The 15,260-nt window shown below is 61.4% G+C and carries 14 protein-coding genes; 6 read left to right on the forward strand and 8 right to left on the reverse strand.

Annotated features, from left to right (window positions below; all coding sequences use genetic code 11):
- Positions 1 to 292: 292 nt before the first annotated feature.
- From guaA to KW839_RS16150, 8 genes are all read right to left on the reverse strand, one after another.
- Positions 293 to 1,870 carry a glutamine-hydrolyzing GMP synthase gene (gene guaA, locus KW839_RS16115; protein WP_218424893.1) on the reverse strand — a complete coding sequence of 526 codons (1,578 nt, stop codon included), beginning with the start codon at positions 1,868 to 1,870 and terminating at the stop codon, positions 293 to 295.
- Positions 1,871 to 1,969: 99 nt separating this feature from the next.
- The gene (gene guaB / locus KW839_RS16120; RefSeq protein ID WP_060543148.1) at positions 1,970 to 3,439 is read right to left on the reverse strand and encodes an IMP dehydrogenase; all 1,470 of its coding nucleotides are present in this window, start codon (positions 3,437 to 3,439) and stop codon (positions 1,970 to 1,972) included.
- A 208-nt stretch (positions 3,440 to 3,647) separates the two neighbouring features.
- Positions 3,648 to 4,196 (reverse strand): hypothetical protein, encoded by a 549-nt coding sequence (locus KW839_RS16125; RefSeq protein ID WP_060543147.1) that lies wholly within the window; start codon positions 4,194 to 4,196, stop codon positions 3,648 to 3,650.
- Between the two features lie 194 nt (positions 4,197 to 4,390).
- Entirely contained in the window at positions 4,391 to 5,572 is a 1,182-nt protein-coding gene (gene purT, locus KW839_RS16130) for a formate-dependent phosphoribosylglycinamide formyltransferase (protein WP_060543146.1), read from the reverse strand.
- Between the two features lie 99 nt (positions 5,573 to 5,671).
- Positions 5,672 to 6,139: a VUT family protein gene (locus tag KW839_RS16135; protein ID WP_060543145.1), complete on the reverse strand. Its 468-nt coding sequence runs from the start codon at positions 6,137 to 6,139 to the stop codon at positions 5,672 to 5,674.
- Between the two features lie 615 nt (positions 6,140 to 6,754).
- Positions 6,755 to 6,958 carry a DUF1289 domain-containing protein gene (locus KW839_RS16140; protein ID WP_371318078.1) on the reverse strand — a complete coding sequence of 68 codons (204 nt, stop codon included), beginning with the start codon at positions 6,956 to 6,958 and terminating at the stop codon, positions 6,755 to 6,757.
- 2 nt (positions 6,959 to 6,960) lie between these two features.
- Positions 6,961 to 7,485, reverse strand: coding sequence for a gamma carbonic anhydrase family protein (locus KW839_RS16145; RefSeq protein WP_218424895.1), 525 nt, complete (start codon positions 7,483 to 7,485; stop codon positions 6,961 to 6,963).
- A gap of 69 nt (positions 7,486 to 7,554) precedes the next feature.
- Positions 7,555 to 8,154: a CoA pyrophosphatase gene (locus KW839_RS16150; protein ID WP_060543143.1), complete on the reverse strand. Its 600-nt coding sequence runs from the start codon at positions 8,152 to 8,154 to the stop codon at positions 7,555 to 7,557.
- A 147-nt stretch (positions 8,155 to 8,301) separates the two neighbouring features.
- Between KW839_RS16150 and KW839_RS16155 the strand changes: the two genes are divergently transcribed.
- From KW839_RS16155 to ptsP, 6 genes are all read left to right on the forward strand, one after another.
- Positions 8,302 to 8,853, forward strand: coding sequence for an NUDIX hydrolase (locus KW839_RS16155; protein WP_218424896.1), 552 nt, complete (start codon positions 8,302 to 8,304; stop codon positions 8,851 to 8,853).
- A 49-nt stretch (positions 8,854 to 8,902) separates the two neighbouring features.
- Entirely contained in the window at positions 8,903 to 9,406 is a 504-nt protein-coding gene (locus tag KW839_RS16160; RefSeq protein ID WP_060543141.1) for a murein L,D-transpeptidase family protein, read from the forward strand.
- Positions 9,407 to 9,701: 295 nt separating this feature from the next.
- Positions 9,702 to 10,433 (forward strand): GntR family transcriptional regulator, encoded by a 732-nt coding sequence (locus tag KW839_RS16165; RefSeq protein WP_060543140.1) that lies wholly within the window; start codon positions 9,702 to 9,704, stop codon positions 10,431 to 10,433.
- 14 nt (positions 10,434 to 10,447) lie between these two features.
- On the forward strand, positions 10,448 to 11,554 hold the full coding sequence (gene nagA, locus KW839_RS16170; RefSeq protein ID WP_218424897.1) for an N-acetylglucosamine-6-phosphate deacetylase: 1,107 nt from the start codon (positions 10,448 to 10,450) through the stop codon (positions 11,552 to 11,554).
- A complete protein-coding gene (locus KW839_RS16175; RefSeq protein WP_371318079.1) occupies positions 11,547 to 12,557 on the forward strand; it encodes an SIS domain-containing protein in 1,011 nt (336 codons plus the stop codon). Before nagA ends, KW839_RS16175 begins: the two co-directional genes overlap by 8 nt.
- A 169-nt stretch (positions 12,558 to 12,726) precedes the next feature.
- Positions 12,727 to 15,243 (forward strand): phosphoenolpyruvate--protein phosphotransferase, encoded by a 2,517-nt coding sequence (gene ptsP, locus KW839_RS16180; protein ID WP_218424899.1) that lies wholly within the window; start codon positions 12,727 to 12,729, stop codon positions 15,241 to 15,243.
- Positions 15,244 to 15,260 lie beyond the last annotated feature (17 nt).

Consider the following 15,260-nt stretch of genomic DNA (forward strand, 5'->3'; position numbering starts at 1 on the left):
TTTCAGGACTAGACACCATGCCCAGAAAAGCACTCATGCACCACGATAAAACCAATGAAACCGGGTTGATGATGAGATTTGATACCGTACCCTTCCCTGAAAAGGCGACAGGGTATCGAGCACCAGGCATGGCATTAGGCTCAGTCAATGCCCGTACCACGCCACATAACCACGGTGCTGGCGATGCGCAAAGCTGCCAGAATTTGCCAGACCCAAAAAGCCAAAAGCCCGCAATTACGCGGGCTTCAGGGCATTTCTTGCTAGATCGTGCCGGGCAATGCCGGACGTCCCATCATTCCCACTCAATGGTCGCTGGCGGCTTGCTCGACACATCATAAGTCACGCGGGAGATGCCTTCGATTTCATTGATGATGCGGCCACTGACGGTTTCCAGCAGCTCGTAAGGCAGGTGAGCCCAACGCGCGGTCATGAAGTCGATGGTTTCCACGGCACGCAGGGCCACGACCCAGGCGTAACGACGGCCATCGCCAACCACGCCCACCGATTTCACCGGCTGGAACACTACGAATGCCTGGCTGACCTTGTGGTACCAGTCGGCCTTGCGCAGTTCTTCGATGAAGATGTGGTCGGCGCGACGCAGCAGGTCGGCGTATTCCTTCTTCACTTCACCGAGGATGCGCACACCCAGGCCCGGGCCCGGGAACGGGTGACGGTAGACCATGTCGTACGGCAGGCCCAGTTCCAGGCCCAGACGACGGACTTCGTCCTTGAACAGTTCGCGCAGGGGTTCAACCAGCTTGAGGTTCATTTCTTCCGGCAGGCCGCCCACGTTGTGGTGCGACTTGATCACGTGGGCCTTGCCGCTTTTCGCGCCAGCCGACTCGATCACGTCCGGGTAGATGGTGCCTTGCGCCAGGTACTTGATGTTGTCCAGCTTGTTGGACTGGGCATCGAATACGTCGATGAAGGTGCGGCCGATGATCTTGCGCTTCTTCTCCGGGTCGGCTTCGCCGGCCAGGTTATTGAGGAACTGGTCCTCAGCGTTGGCGCGGATCACCTTGACGCCCATGTTCTCGGCGAACATGGCCATAACCTGCTCGCCTTCGTGCAGGCGCAGCAGGCCGTTGTCGACGAATACGCAAGTCAGCTGGTCGCCGATGGCCTTGTGCAGCAGCGCGGCAACCACGGACGAGTCCACACCGCCGGACAGGCCGAGCAGGACGTTGTCGGTGCCGACCTGGGCGCGAACCTGGGCGATGGCGTCTTCAGCGATCTTCGACGGAGTCCACAGGGCTTCACACTCGCAGATGTCGAGGATGAAGCGCGACAGGATGCGGCCGCCCTGCTTGGTGTGGGTCACTTCCGGGTGGAACTGCACGCCGTAGTAGCGACGCTCGTCGCTGAACATGCCGGCAATCGGGCAGCTCGGGGTGCTGGCCAGGATGTGGAAGTCTTCCGGCATCTTGGTGACCTTGTCACCGTGGCTCATCCATACGTCGAGGCCGAACAGGCCATCGGCGTCGATGTGGTCTTCGATGCCGTCGAGCAGACGGCTCTTGCCGACTACGTCTACGCGGGCATAACCGAACTCACGCAGCTCGGAACCTTCAACCTTGCCGCCCAGTTGCTCGGCCATGGTCTGCATGCCGTAGCAGATACCGAAGACTGGTACGCCCAGGTCGAACACGGCCTGCGGGCAGCGAGGGCTGTCGGCTTCGTGGACCGACTCCGGGCCGCCGGCGAGGATGACGCCTTTAGGCGCGAATTCGCGGATCGCATCTTCGTCCATGTCGAACGGGTGCAGTTCGCAGTACACGCCGATTTCGCGCACGCGGCGGGCGATCAGTTGGGTGTACTGGGAACCGAAGTCGAGGATCAGGATGCGGTGAGCGTGAATATCGAGGGCCATGATTCAGTCTCGTCTAAGTCATTCAGAAACAGTCGTGATTCAGAAACAACTCGGGGCTGAATAAAACAGCCCCGGTTGCTTAGCTTGTTGCTTGAAGGCTCAACCTACGCGGTAGTTTGGCGCTTCTTTGGTGATCTGTACGTCGTGAACGTGGGACTCGGCCATGCCAGCGCCAGTGATCCGCACGAACTCAGGCTTGGTGCGCATTTCTTCGATGTCGGCACTGCCGGTGTAACCCATCGAGGAACGCAGGCCGCCCATCAGCTGGTGAATGATGGCGCTCAGGGTGCCCTTGTACGGAACACGCCCTTCGATGCCTTCCGGAACCAGCTTCTCGGCACCGGCCGAGGAGTCCTGGAAGTAACGGTCGGAGGAGCCTTGAGCCTGGGACATGGCGCCCAGCGAACCCATGCCGCGATAAGCCTTGTACGAACGACCCTGGAACAGTTCGATCTCGCCAGGTGCTTCTTCAGTACCGGCGAACATCGAGCCCATCATCACGCAGGAGGCACCGGCGACGATGGCCTTGGACAGGTCACCGGAGAAACGGATGCCGCCGTCGGCGATCAGCGGTACGCCGGTGCCTTCAAGGGCAGCGGCAACGTTGGCGATGGCACTGATTTGCGGCACGCCGACACCGGCGACGATACGGGTGGTGCAGATCGAGCCAGGGCCGATACCGACCTTGACTGCGTCGGCGCCAGCTTCGGCCAGGGCCTTGGCGGCAGCGCCGGTGGCGATGTTGCCGCCGATGACCTGCACTTCAGGGAAATTCTGTTTGACCCAGCGAACGCGGTCGATCACGCCTTTGGAGTGACCGTGAGCGGTGTCGACCACCACCACGTCAACGCCGGCAGCGACCAGGGCGGCAACGCGGTCGCCGGTATCTTTGCCGGTGCCGACAGCAGCGCCAACGCGCAGACGACCTTGATCGTCCTTGCTGGCCAGCGGGTAAGCCTTGGCTTTTTCGATGTCGTTGACGGTCATCATGCCTTTGAGGGCGAATTTGTCGTCGACGATCAGCACGCGCTCGATGCGGTTCTTGTGCAACAGCTCACGAACGTCGTTCTTGTCAGCGCCTTCCTTGACCGTGACCAGACGCTCTTTAGGCGTCATCACTTCACGGACAGTGGCTTCCAGACGGTTCTCGAATCGCACGTCACGGGAGGTCACGATGCCGACCAGGTCGCCATTGTGCAGTACCGGAACGCCGGAGATGTTGTGCATGCGGGTCAGTTCGAACAGTTCACGCACCGTGGCATCGGCCTCGATGGTGATCGGATCCTTGACTACACCGGCTTCGTAACGCTTGACCTTGCGAACTTCGGCAGCTTGCTGCTCGATGGTCATGTTCTTGTGGATGATGCCGATACCACCTTCCTGAGCCATGGCAATTGCCAGACGGGCTTCAGTGACGGTGTCCATGGCAGCGGAAACCAGGGGGATATTCAGCTCGATGCCACGGGTAAGGCGGGTCTTGAGACTGACTTCGTTAGGAAGCACCTCGGAATAACCGGGCACTAGGAGAATGTCGTCGAATGTCAGAGCTTCTTGGCTGATACGCAGCATCGCGGGGGCTCCCGAGCGGGAAAATGGAAGCGCGCCATTATAGTCAGACACCCTCTCGGGTTCAATGTAAAACTCTATCTATTATCGATGCAGTGATCGACGGGAGATTTGACGAGCATCGCCAGCAAGCCGGCTCCTACAGATTCGGCGTTGATCATGTAGGGGCTGGCTTGCCGGCGATGAACGATAACGCCGTCCGTAAGACGTGTCACAACTCGACTTTCACCCAACTCACCGGTTGATCGAGCCAATCGGCAAACTCGTCGATAAAGCTCTGTTTGAACCCGGCCTCGGCCCAGTTATTGAAAATGAACCCGAGGTTGGAGAACCCGCATTCCTGCAAAAACAGAAAGCCGTTGATGTCATCTTCATGCCCGCATTCGGGGCAGGTGAAGTTGTCCGTGCGGCCCGGCATCCAGTCTTCCAGGCTTTCGAACAGTGCCTCGCCGATTTCCTTGCGGCACTCGGCGCAGCCCGCTTCCTCAAGAAAACCTTTGGCCGGCGTATAAATGCAGCGCTTGGTGACAATCTCCAGGCCGTTGACCGGCTCGCCGAACGGCAACGCCTCCGGGCGCAGGACCACCGCGCGGGCACCGTCGCCGATGGCGTGGGCCATGCGATTGCCGGTGCGGCCACAGGTGCTCAGTTCTTCCTCGATGATGTTCTTGCGCACCAGCCAGCGCACGACAGCCCGAGCCCGGGGTTCGTGCACCGGCAGGGTGGAGATTTTAGGGACGATGATGCTTTGGGAATTCATGCGTACAGGCCTGGGGCTTTCATAAAGGGTAGTCGATCAACAACCCCTGTAGGAGCGAGCAGGCTCGCGATGGTCGTTAACGATAACGCGGGGGGCTGGTTCCCCGCGGTGCTCTTGAGTCCATCGCGAGCCGGCTCGCTCCTACAGTAAATTGTGGCGGCCCCATAGAAGTTATAGGCCCGCCAGAGTGGTTTTTACAACTCTACAACCACCGCCTGCGCAGCACGGGTCGCCTTGGCGCGCGCGGCTTCGATCGACTCGTCGCGGGCCAGGGCAACACCCATGCGACGCTGGCCATTGACCTCAGGCTTGCCGAACAGTCGCAGCGCGGTATCCGGCTCGCTCAACGCGGCGCCCAGGTTGGCGAATGCGGTCTGGGTCGACTGCCCTTCCACCAGGATCACTGCCGAAGCCGATGGCGCGAACTGACGGATCAAGGGAATCGGCAAGCCCAGAATCGCCCGTGCGTGCAGGGCGAACTGCGACAAGTCCTGGGAGATCAGGGTGACCAGGCCAGTGTCATGTGGACGTGGCGAGACTTCGCTGAACCACACCTGATCACCTTTGATGAACAACTCGACGCCAAACAGACCGCGACCACCCAGGGCCTCGGTGACCGCTTTGGCCACGCGCTCGGATTCGGCCAGGGCAATCGGGCTCATGGCCTGCGGCTGCCAGGACTCCTGGTAATCGCCCTTCTCCTGACGATGGCCGACCGGCGCGCAGAATGTGGTACCGCCGACGTGACGCACGGTCAGCAGGGTGATTTCGTAGTCGAAATCAATGAAACCTTCAACGATCACCCGGCCTTTGCCGGCGCGACCGCCTTCCTGGGCGTAATCCCAGGCCTGCTTGACGTCATCAATGCTGCGCAACAGGCTCTGGCCTTTGCCCGATGAGCTCATGACCGGTTTGACCACACACGGGAAACCAAGGTCTTCGACGGCCTTGCTGTAGTCCTCGAAGGTGTCGGCAAAATGGTACGGCGAGGTTGGCAGGTCCAGCTCTTCGGCGGCCAGGCGACGGATGCCTTCACGGTTCATGGTCAACTGCGCAGCACGCGCGGTCGGAATCACGGTGAAGCCTTCGGACTCCAGCTCCACCAGGGTCGCGGTGGCGATGGCTTCGATTTCCGGCACGATGAAGTGCGGCTTCTCGGCTTCGATGACCGCACGCAGGGCTGCGCCGTCGAGCATGTTGATCACATGGCTGCGATGGGCAACCTGCATGGCCGGCGCGTTGGCGTAACGGTCCACGGCAATCACTTCAACGCCCAGGCGTTGCAGCTCGATCACCACTTCCTTGCCCAACTCGCCACAGCCACACATCAATACGCGGGTCGCGGTGGGCGACAATGGAGTTCCGATACGGGTCATCTGAAGGTCCTCAAGAAGCGGATCATCGAGGGACGCGGCGCCTGGCACACTTCCCATGGGAGAAAGCGCGGCATTTTACATGAACCGCGGGGTTTGGCTTCAGCTGACGATGGCCTGTTTGCGCAGGCGCCAGGCCATGATCAGCCACACCGCCGTGACCCCGGCGAACTTCGACCCCAGGGCCGTGAGGATCACTCCGGGGGTAAGCGCGTCGATCATGCCGAAGAAAATGAAGGTGTCGATGGGGATGCTCAGGGCCGAACTTATCCACAGGCGGTCGTGCAGTGGGCGTTTGGTGATGCTGAATACCAGCCAGTCGATGCACTCGGATACCGCGAACGCCGTGGCGCTGGCCAGGGCGATAGAAGGATCGGAGGTGATATAGGACAGCACCAGCGCCGCCAGCATCGCCACCAGGGCACCATGGCCGAAGCGGGTTTGCACCATGTCGCGCAAGATGAATACCAGGCCGCCCCAGGCCGACCAGATGATGTCCAGGTGCGGGGCTGTGGAAAAGGCATAGTTGATCAGCACGACGCTGCCGATGTAAGCGATCAGGAAGAGCATGGGGGTACCTGTCAATTTGGCGCACAGGGTACTTCAGGGGGTGGGGGTGGACCAATACCCGGTGTGGTGCGATGCATTGCAAAGATCAAGAGCCACCCCCTCACCCCAGCCCTCTCCCCCAAGGGGGAGAGGGGGAAAGGGAGCCGATCTTCGTGCTGTTCCAACCTGAGTTTGGCTTGATATCTCAGGTCGGTGTAACCCCAGCATCCAACTTGATCAGTTCCCTCTCCCCCCGGGAGAGGGTTAGGGTGAGGGGCTCTGTGTGCTTCTCAAACCTGAGTTCGACTCAATATTTCAAGTCGGCGTAACCCCAGCATCCAACTCGATCAGTTCCCTCTCCCCCCGGGAGAGGGTTAGGGTGAGGGGCTCTTTGTGCTTCTCAAACCTGAGATCGACTCAATATCTCAGGTCGGCGTAACCCCAGCATCCAACTCGATCAGTTCCCTCTCCCCCCGGGAGAGGGTTAGGGTGAGGGGCTTTTTGTGCTTCTCAAACCTGAGTTCGACTCAATATCTCAGGCCGGCGTAACCCCAGCATCCAACTCGATCAGTTCCCTCTCCCCCCGGGCGGTCCGACGTTTCGGGAGGGTTAGGGTGAGGGGCTTTTGCAGTTGAGTCAGGACTTCGAAGGCAACATCCAGACCAGCCCACTCGCCTTCGCCCGCTCATGACACAACCCCAATACCGCCCGCCGCTCGTCATTATTCATGCGGCTCCAGCGGGTGATCTCCTCGACCGTGCGCTGGCAGCCGGTGCAGATATCATCGTCGTCCAGCGCACAAATATTCACGCATGGCGATGCAACCGGGCGCTCAGTGATGGTCATTCTTGTTGCTCAACCAGATCCCGGGCATAACGCTGGGAGTTATGCACATAGTGCGCAGCACTGGCCTCAAGCATCTTCTTCTGCCCGTCGGTCAATTCGCGCACCACCTTGCCAGGCGAGCCCATGACCAGCGAACCGTCGGGGATCTCCTTGCCCTCGCCGATCAGCGAGTTGGCGCCGATGATGCAATTCTTGCCGATTTTCGCGCCGTTGAGGATCACCGCATTAATGCCGATCAGGCTGTAGTCGCCGACGGTGCAGCCGTGAAGCATGGCATTGTGGCCAATGGTCACGCCGGTGCCGATGGTCAGCGGGAAGCCCATGTCGGTGTGCATCACCGTACCGTCCTGGACGTTGCTGTTCTTGCCGATCAGGATCAACTCGTTGTCGCCCCGCAGCACGGCGTTGAACCAGACGTTGGCGCCCTCTTCCAGTTTGACCTTGCCCACCAGCACGGCATTGGGCGCGACCCAGCTCTGTGGGTGGGTTTCGACGCGGGCGTCGCCCAGGCGGTATTTCATCTCGTTGTCCTCAGGGCTCAGGCCGGCTTTTATTGGTAGCGATCAGGTTCAGGCCATTCGAACGATGGCTCAAGTATGGATAAAGCTTTTGGGAGGCTGGTGCAGGCTGATTTTCGCGTCATACAGCAGGTTGATCAACTCGACGATCATGATCGCTGTCAGCCCCCAGATCTTGTACTCGCCGAAGCGATAGCTGGGCACATACCAGCTGCGGCCCTGGTAATCGATGCGGTGGGTATGTTCACGCGGGTCATTGCAGAAGAACTCCAGCGGTACACTGAACACCGCGGCGATCTCGGCATCGTTGGCCCGGTACTCGACGAAGTCCGGAATCACGCCCACATAGGGCGTGACCATGATGCCATGCAGGGAAATCAACGGGCTGAGCGGGCCGATCACTTCCACCAGGCCCGGAGGCAGGCCGATTTCTTCCTCGGCTTCGCGCAGGGCGGTGAAGACCAGGTCGGGGTCTTCAGGGTCACGACGCCCGCCGGGGAAGGCGACTTCGCCGCCATGGGTCGAGAGACCACTGGCACGCAGGGTCAGCACCAGTTCGGGCTTGTCACTGCGGGTGATGGGCACCAGCACCGCGGCCTCGGGAAAACGCAGGTCGGTCTCCAGCGTGTGCGGAGTGTGGTTGCTTACCCGATGCAGTAGCTCGTCCAGCATGAGTGTTCTCGATCAGTGCCTTACCCTGCATCATGCACCAATCATTGCGCTCGCCCAAGCCCCCGAACAGGCGCATGTCGCGAAACGACAACTTGCCGACAGACACCGGTGCACGCCAAGATAGGCGCAGCATTCAGGAAACCAAGCATGAAATTTTGCAGCCAGTGCGGTAATCCGGTGACCCAGCGCATTCCCGAAGGCGATTCACGCCTGCGGTTCGTCTGCGACAGCTGTCATGTGATTCATTACCAGAACCCCAATATCGTTGCCGGCTGCGTGGCGACCTGGGGTTCGAAGGTATTGCTGTGCCGCCGCGCCATCGAGCCACGGCGGGGTTACTGGACCCTGCCCGCCGGTTTCATGGAAAACGGCGAGACCATCGAACAGGCGGCAATTCGCGAAACCGCCGAGGAAGCCTGCGCCCGGGTGCGCAACCTGAGCATCTATACCCTGATTGACGTACCGCACATCAGCCAGGTGCATGTGTTCTTCCGGGCTGAACTGGCGGACCTGGACTTTGCGGCCGGCCCGGAGAGCCTGCAAGTGCAGCTTTTCGAAGAAGCCGACATCCCTTGGTCCGACCTGGCTTTCCGCACGGTGGGTCGTACCTTAGAATGCTTCTTCGCTGACCGGCGGACCGAGGTCTATCCCGTACGGTCCGAATCGATCCCGCCGCTCGCTCAGCCTGCCATCACTTAAAAAAACACCTATAAATATATAGTCGCGACACCTCTGGGGAATCGTTTCAATGCGCTGGTTGCTTGCCTTGCTCTGCTTGTCGTTCGTTGCGGTAACCCAGGCTTCGGCCACGGAAACCTACAACGGCAAAGTCATCGAGAAAATTCTGGTTCTCAAGTCCGCCCATCAATTGCAATTGATCAATGACGGCAAGCCGCTCAAGACCTATCGCATTTCCCTGGGCAAACGCCCCAAGGGCCCCAAGCTGATGGAGGGCGACAAACGTACGCCGGAAGGTTTGTACTGGGTTGACTGGCGCAAGGTCAGCGATCGTTTCAACCTGGCGATGCACGTCTCCTATCCGAACATCAGCGACTCTGCCCGCGCCCGCCGCGAAGGCGTCGAGCCCGGCGGCATGATCATGATCCACGGTACCCCGGACACCGAGGACACCCCTGAAGACCTGTTCCATACCCTGGACTGGACCGACGGCTGCATCGCCATGCGCAACATGGACATGCGCGAAGTCTGGAACCTGGTGCCGGACGGCACGATGATCGAAATCCGACCGTAATGCTTACGACCGTTGGTCGCCCTCGAAAAAAATAATTCAAGAGATCGCAGCCTTCGGCAGCGCCTGCAGGGTGAATACCATTGCCCCCTGTAGGAGCTGCCGAAGGCTGCGATATTTGCTTTAAAAACCCCCTCACCTAATACCACTTCAAACCAACACCTTTCCACGCAGCCAAATGAGGCCCGATTTACTGCGCCACCCGCTAGCCCGGTGCGTTGACATGGTATTCAAGTGGTATTAGTTTTCGCTGCACTCACTGGCGAAAACACTCCAATATCCGCCGCGGACACCAGCCATGAACGACCTCCAGGCCCTAAAGCCCGACGACACCCAACCGACGCCGCTTTACCTGCAACTGGCACGCAATCTGGAAGCGGCGATCCATGCCGGCCAGTGGAAAGCCGAACAGGCCATGCCTTCGGAACGCAACCTCAGCGAATTGCTGGGCATTTCCCGCGTTACCGCCCGCAAGGCACTGGAAGTGCTGTTCGAACAGGGGCTGATCCGCCGCAACCAGGGTTCCGGCACCTTCATCACGCCGCGCCTGGAGCAACCCCTGTCACGCCTTTCGGGCTTTAGCGAAATGCTCCGCCTCAAGGGTTTCGTACCCGGCTCGCAATGGCTGGAGCGGCAAATCACCCTGCCCACCCACGAAGAACTGATCCGCCTGGGGCTTTCGCCCAACGACAAGGTTGCGCGCCTCAAACGCCTGCGCAAGGCCGATGACACGGTGATGGCGATCGAGATGAGCACCCTGCCCGCCTCGATCATTGCCAAACCGCAAGCCGTGGGTGACTCCCTCTACGAATACCTCGACGGCATCGGCAAACCCGTGGTTCGCGCCTTGCAGCACATCCAGGCGATCAATGCCTCGGACGAGTTCGCCGCGCTGGTCGGCATCGCCCCCGGTACCGCCATGCTGCTGATGACCCGGGTTGGCTATCTGGAAGACAACACGCCGATCGAAGTCACTGACACTTATTGCCGCAACGACTACTACGACTTCGTTGCCGAGCTTCGTCGTTAAACCGAGAGCCCATCATGTCCGAAGACAACATCCTCACCGCCCACGGCTGGGTTCGCGGCCGACTGGTCCACGAACACGGCAAAGTCGTGTCGATCGAAGGCGAGCCCTGCGATCCGGCGCAAAACGACCTGCCCTATCTGCTGCCGGGCTTCATCGACCTGCACGTTCACGGTGGCGGCGGCAAAGACATCATGGAAGGTGCATCGGCCTTCGAGACCATCACCAGGACCCACGTGCGCTTCGGCACCACGGCACTGCTGGCCACCACCATGACCGCGCCGAGCGAAGAGATTTGCGGCGTGCTCAAGGCCGTCGGCGAATTCTGTGAACAGCGGCCGAAAGGCTGCGCCCGGGTGCTTGGCGTCCACTTGGAAGGCCCGTACATCAATCCGGGCAAACTCGGTGCCCAACCGAATTTCGCCCACACCGCGCTGCTGGCCGAAGTCGAAGAATACCTGGCGTTGGCGCCGATCCGGGTGATCACCATCGCCCCGGAAATCGCCGGTCACGATGCCTTGATTCGCAACCTCAGCAGCCGTGGCGTGCGTATGCAGATCGGCCACACCCTTGGCAGCTACGAGGAAGGCGTGGCCGCGCTGGAGGCCGGTGCCAGCAGCTTTACTCATCTCTACAACGCCATGAGCCCGTTGCACCACCGCGAACCGGGCATCGTCGGCGCCGCCTTGGCCCATGCCCGATTCGCCGAGCTGATTCCCGACTTGCTGCACGTGCACCCCGGCGCCATCCGCGTCGCCCTGCGTTCGATCCCGTGCCTGTATTGCGTCACCGACTCGACCGCCGCCGCCGGCATGCCCGACGGTGAATACAAGCTCGGCAGCCACACCGTGACCAAATGTCTGGGCGGCGTGCGCCTGCCCGACGGCACCCTGGCCGGCAGCACCCTGACCATGGATCAGGCCCTGCGCAATCTGGTGAAGATCGGCCTGCCGATCGCCGAAGCTTCGCAACGCCTGTCGCAATTCCCCGCCGACTACCTCGGCATCACCGATCGCGGACGCCTGCAACCAGGCACCTGGGCCGACTGCGTGCGGCTCGATCGCTCACTCACACTGACCGCCGTCATGGTCGAAGGAGAAGACATTGACTTCAAAAATGCTTGAAGAGGCGCTGTCCTCGTTCCAGGCCGTGCAGGCTCAGCTACAACAACTCGACCCGCAGATGATCGAGATCGCCGGGCGCCTGCGCCGACAGCCTCCGCAAGTCGCCATGACCGTGGCGCGTGGCAGCTCGGACCATGCCGCCAGCTATTTCGCCTATCTGACCATGCAGTTGCTGGGCATTCCGGTGGCGTCGTTGCCGATGTCGGTGGTCACCATGCAGCAGGCACCCTTGAAGGTCAGCGGTCAGGTTGCGTTCGCGTTCTCGCAATCGGGACAGAGCCCGGACCTGGTGAACAGCTTGCGTCTGCTGCGCAAGCGTGGCGCCTTGAGCATTTCCCTGGTCAATGCCGAAGATTCGCCGCTGGAAGCCGCCTGCGAATTCAGCCTGCCGCTGTGCGCCGGCACCGAAAGCAGCGTCGCTGCAACCAAGAGTTTCATCGCCACCCTCAGCGCCAGCGCCCGTTTGATCGGCCACTGGAAAGAAGACGCCGAATTGCTCGAAGCCGGACTTGCCTTGCCTGCCGGCCTGCGCAATGCCGCGCAGCAGGACTGGAGCCCGGCGATCGAGGCCTTGCGCGATTGCCAACGGCTGATGGTGATCGGCCGTGGCGCCGGATTCGCCATCGCCCAGGAAGCGGCGCTCAAGTTCAAGGAAACCTCGGCGATCCAGGCCGAAGCCTTCAGCAGCGCCGAAGTCCGTCACGGGCCAATGGCCTTGATCGGTGACAACTACCCGCTGCTGGTCTTCGCCCCACGGGGTGCCGAACAGGCCGGCCTGCTGAGCCTGGCCGCCGACATGCGCCAGCGCGGCGCCCGAGTCCTGCTGGCTGCACCGGACGATGTGCTCGAGCGCGACTTGCCCCTGACCCGCGCCGAACACCCGGCCCTCGACCCGATTCTGGCCATTCAGAGTTTCTACGTGATGGCCGCCGGCCTGGCCGTAGCTCGCGGCATGGACCCGGATCAACCGCGGCACCTGAGCAAAGTCACGCGCACTCACTGAATCGAATGACGATTTGAATGACCTGCAGGAGCGAGCATGCTCGCGATGGACGTTAACGATTACACGGAAAACCTGACACCCCGCGACGCTCTTGAATCCATCGCGAACAGGTTCGTCCCCACAGAAAAGCGCGTTGTTCCGAACTGTTGTTTTTTAATGAGACCGAGCCATGCATAACAACAATAAAGAGCTGACCTTAAGCGCCCCGCTCAGCGGTCCGGTGCTCACGCTCTCCAAAGTCCCGGACCCGGTGTTCGCCAGCGGCGCCATGGGCGACGGCATCGCCATCGACCCGTTGAACGACACCCTTCACGCCCCCTGCGCCGGCGTGGTGGTGCACGTAGCGCGCACCGGCCACGCGGTCACGTTGCGTGCCGACAACGGTGCGGAACTGTTGTTGCACCTGGGTCTCGATACGGTCGAACTGCAAGGCCAGGGCTTCTCGATGCTAGTCAAGGAAGGCGCGCGCGTGGTCAACGGCCAACCGCTGTTGCGCTACGACCTGGACAAGGTCGCGCAGCAGTGCAAAAGCCTGGTCAGCTTGCTGATCCTGACCAACAGCGAGCAATTCCAGGCACGGCCAATCACCCTGAAATCGGTGAGGGTCGGCGAGCCGTTGCTGCACATCATTCGTCGACAAACATCTGGCGCCCAGGCCGAAGTGGACATGGGCGGCGAAGAGATCCACGGACATGTCCGCATCGCCCTTCGAGGTGGTTTGCATGCCCGGCCGGCCGCGTTGATCCGTCAGACCGCCCAAGGCTTCAAGAGCAAATCGCAGCTGCACTTCGCCGGCAAATCGGCAACCTGCGACAGCCTGATCGGGTTGATGGGCCTGGCCATCGGCGAGCAGGAAGAAGTTCAGGTCAGTTGCCAGGGCCCGGATGCCGAAGCCGCTCTGCAAGCGCTACTCTCGGTGTTATCCACAGCGCTCGCCGAAGACACTCACGCAGCCGCGCCGGCACCGATTGCCCAGCGTGCGCGTGCCGCCGAAGCGGGCGTGCTGCACGGCGTTTGCGCCGCGCCCGGCCTGGTCGGCGGTCAGTTGTTTCGCTTGAACACCATCAGCCTGCCGGTAGACGCCGGCAACCACGATCCAGAGCAACAACTGCACGCCCTCGATACCGCGCTGAGCGTGGTACGCAGTGAAATCGACACCACCCTGGCCCAAGCGAAAAAACACAAGAACACCGACGAAGAAGCCATCTTCGCTGCGCACCTCGCGCTACTCGAAGACCCGGCGTTGCTGGATGCCGCAAACGCCTCCATCGACCAGGGGATGGCCGCGACTCACGCCTGGAGCCAATCGATCGACGTGCAGTGCGAGGTGCTGCAGCAACTCGGCAGTGCGCTGTTGGCCGAGCGCGCCAACGACCTGCGCGACCTCAAGCAACGGGTGTTGCGCGTCCTCCTCGGCGCAACCTGGCACTACGACGTTCCGCCAGGCGCCATCGTCGCCGCACAGGAACTGACCCCGTCCGACCTGCTGCAACTGAGCCAGCAAGGCGTCGCCGGGCTGTGCATGGCCGAAGGTGGCGCGACGTCCCATGTGGCGATTCTCGCTCGTGGCAAAGGTTTGCCGTGCCTTGTTGCGCTGGGCTCGACGCTGCTTGATCAGCAACAGGGCCAAGCCGTGGTGCTGGATGCCGACGGCGGTCGCCTCGAATTGGCCCCTGACGACGAGCGCATTGCCGTCGTGCAGCAAGCGCAACTTGACCGCCAGCAACGTCGCGCGCTGCAACAATCTCAAGCACACACCCACGCACTCACCCTCGACGGCGTGCAGATCGAAGTGGCTGCCAATGTGGCGTCCAGCGCCGAGGCAGCGGATGCCCTGGCCAATGGCGCCGATGGCGTCGGCCTGTTGCGCACCGAATTCCTGTTCGTCGACCGCAACACCGCGCCGGACGAAGAAGAGCAACGTGGTGCTTATCAAGCGGTGCTCGACGCTATGGGCGACAAGTCGGTGATCATCCGCACCATCGACGTCGGCGGCGACAAGCAACTCGATTACCTGCCGCTGCCTGCCGAGGCCAATCCCGTGCTGGGCCTGCGCGGCATTCGTCTGGCTCAGGTTCGACCTGAACTGCTGGATCAACAACTGCGCGCCCTGCTGCGCGTCAGTGCGCTGTCTCGCTGCCGAATCCTGTTGCCGATGGTGACGGAGGTCGACGAGTTGCTGCACATCCGCCAGCGCCTCGAGGCCTTGTGCACTGAGCTGGGCGTGAGTGAACGCCCGGAGCTGGGCGTGATGATCGAAGTCCCGGCGGCCGCGTTGCTTGCCGAGCAGTTGGCCGAACACGCGGACTTTCTGTCCATCGGCACCAACGACCTGTCGCAATACACCCTGGCCATGGACCGCGACCACGCCGGCCTCGCCTCGCGGGTCGATGCGCTGCACCCGGCGCTGCTGCGGCTGATCGCCCAGACCTGCGCCGGTGCCGCAGTGCACAAGCGTTGGGTTGGCGTTTGCGGCGCGCTGGCTTCTGACCCGCTGGCCACGCCGGTACTGATCGGCCTGGGCGTCAGCGAGTTGTCGGTAAGCCCGGTGCAAATCGGTGAAATCAAGGATCGCGTGCGGCACCTCGACGCCAGCGAATGCCGGCGCATCAGCCAGGGTCTGCTCAAGCTCGGCAGCGCCGCTGCAGTGCGTCACGCCTGTCACCAGCATTGGCCTCTGAGCTGAACAACGCCAACAAGAAT

Source organism: Pseudomonas sp. PDM31, assembly GCF_019218965.1.
In the GTDB taxonomy this organism is placed as follows: domain Bacteria; phylum Pseudomonadota; class Gammaproteobacteria; order Pseudomonadales; family Pseudomonadaceae; genus Aquipseudomonas.

What these genes read in the sequence shown, in the direction of transcription:
- KW839_RS16150 (WP_060543143.1), bottom strand. Translation starts at nt 8,154, where the DNA reads ATGCTGGACGAGCTACTGCATCGGGTAAGCAACCACACTCCGCACACG.
- KW839_RS16175 (WP_371318079.1), top strand. Translation starts at nt 11,547, where the DNA reads ATGCTTGAAGAGGCGCTGTCCTCGTTCCAGGCCGTGCAGGCTCAGCTA.
- purT (WP_060543146.1), bottom strand. Translation starts at nt 5,572, where the DNA reads ATGACCCGTATCGGAACTCCATTGTCGCCCACCGCGACCCGCGTATTG.
- guaA (WP_218424893.1), bottom strand. Translation starts at nt 1,870, where the DNA reads ATGGCCCTCGATATTCACGCTCACCGCATCCTGATCCTCGACTTCGGT.
- KW839_RS16125 (WP_060543147.1), bottom strand. Translation starts at nt 4,196, where the DNA reads ATGAATTCCCAAAGCATCATCGTCCCTAAAATCTCCACCCTGCCGGTG.
- ptsP (WP_218424899.1), top strand. Translation starts at nt 12,727, where the DNA reads ATGCATAACAACAATAAAGAGCTGACCTTAAGCGCCCCGCTCAGCGGT.
- guaB (WP_060543148.1), bottom strand. Translation starts at nt 3,439, where the DNA reads ATGCTGCGTATCAGCCAAGAAGCTCTGACATTCGACGACATTCTCCTA.
- KW839_RS16145 (WP_218424895.1), bottom strand. Translation starts at nt 7,485, where the DNA reads ATGAAATACCGCCTGGGCGACGCCCGCGTCGAAACCCACCCACAGAGC.
- KW839_RS16160 (WP_060543141.1), top strand. Translation starts at nt 8,903, where the DNA reads ATGCGCTGGTTGCTTGCCTTGCTCTGCTTGTCGTTCGTTGCGGTAACC.
- KW839_RS16135 (WP_060543145.1), bottom strand. Translation starts at nt 6,139, where the DNA reads ATGCTCTTCCTGATCGCTTACATCGGCAGCGTCGTGCTGATCAACTAT.
- KW839_RS16165 (WP_060543140.1), top strand. Translation starts at nt 9,702, where the DNA reads ATGAACGACCTCCAGGCCCTAAAGCCCGACGACACCCAACCGACGCCG.
- KW839_RS16155 (WP_218424896.1), top strand. Translation starts at nt 8,302, where the DNA reads ATGAAATTTTGCAGCCAGTGCGGTAATCCGGTGACCCAGCGCATTCCC.
- nagA (WP_218424897.1), top strand. Translation starts at nt 10,448, where the DNA reads ATGTCCGAAGACAACATCCTCACCGCCCACGGCTGGGTTCGCGGCCGA.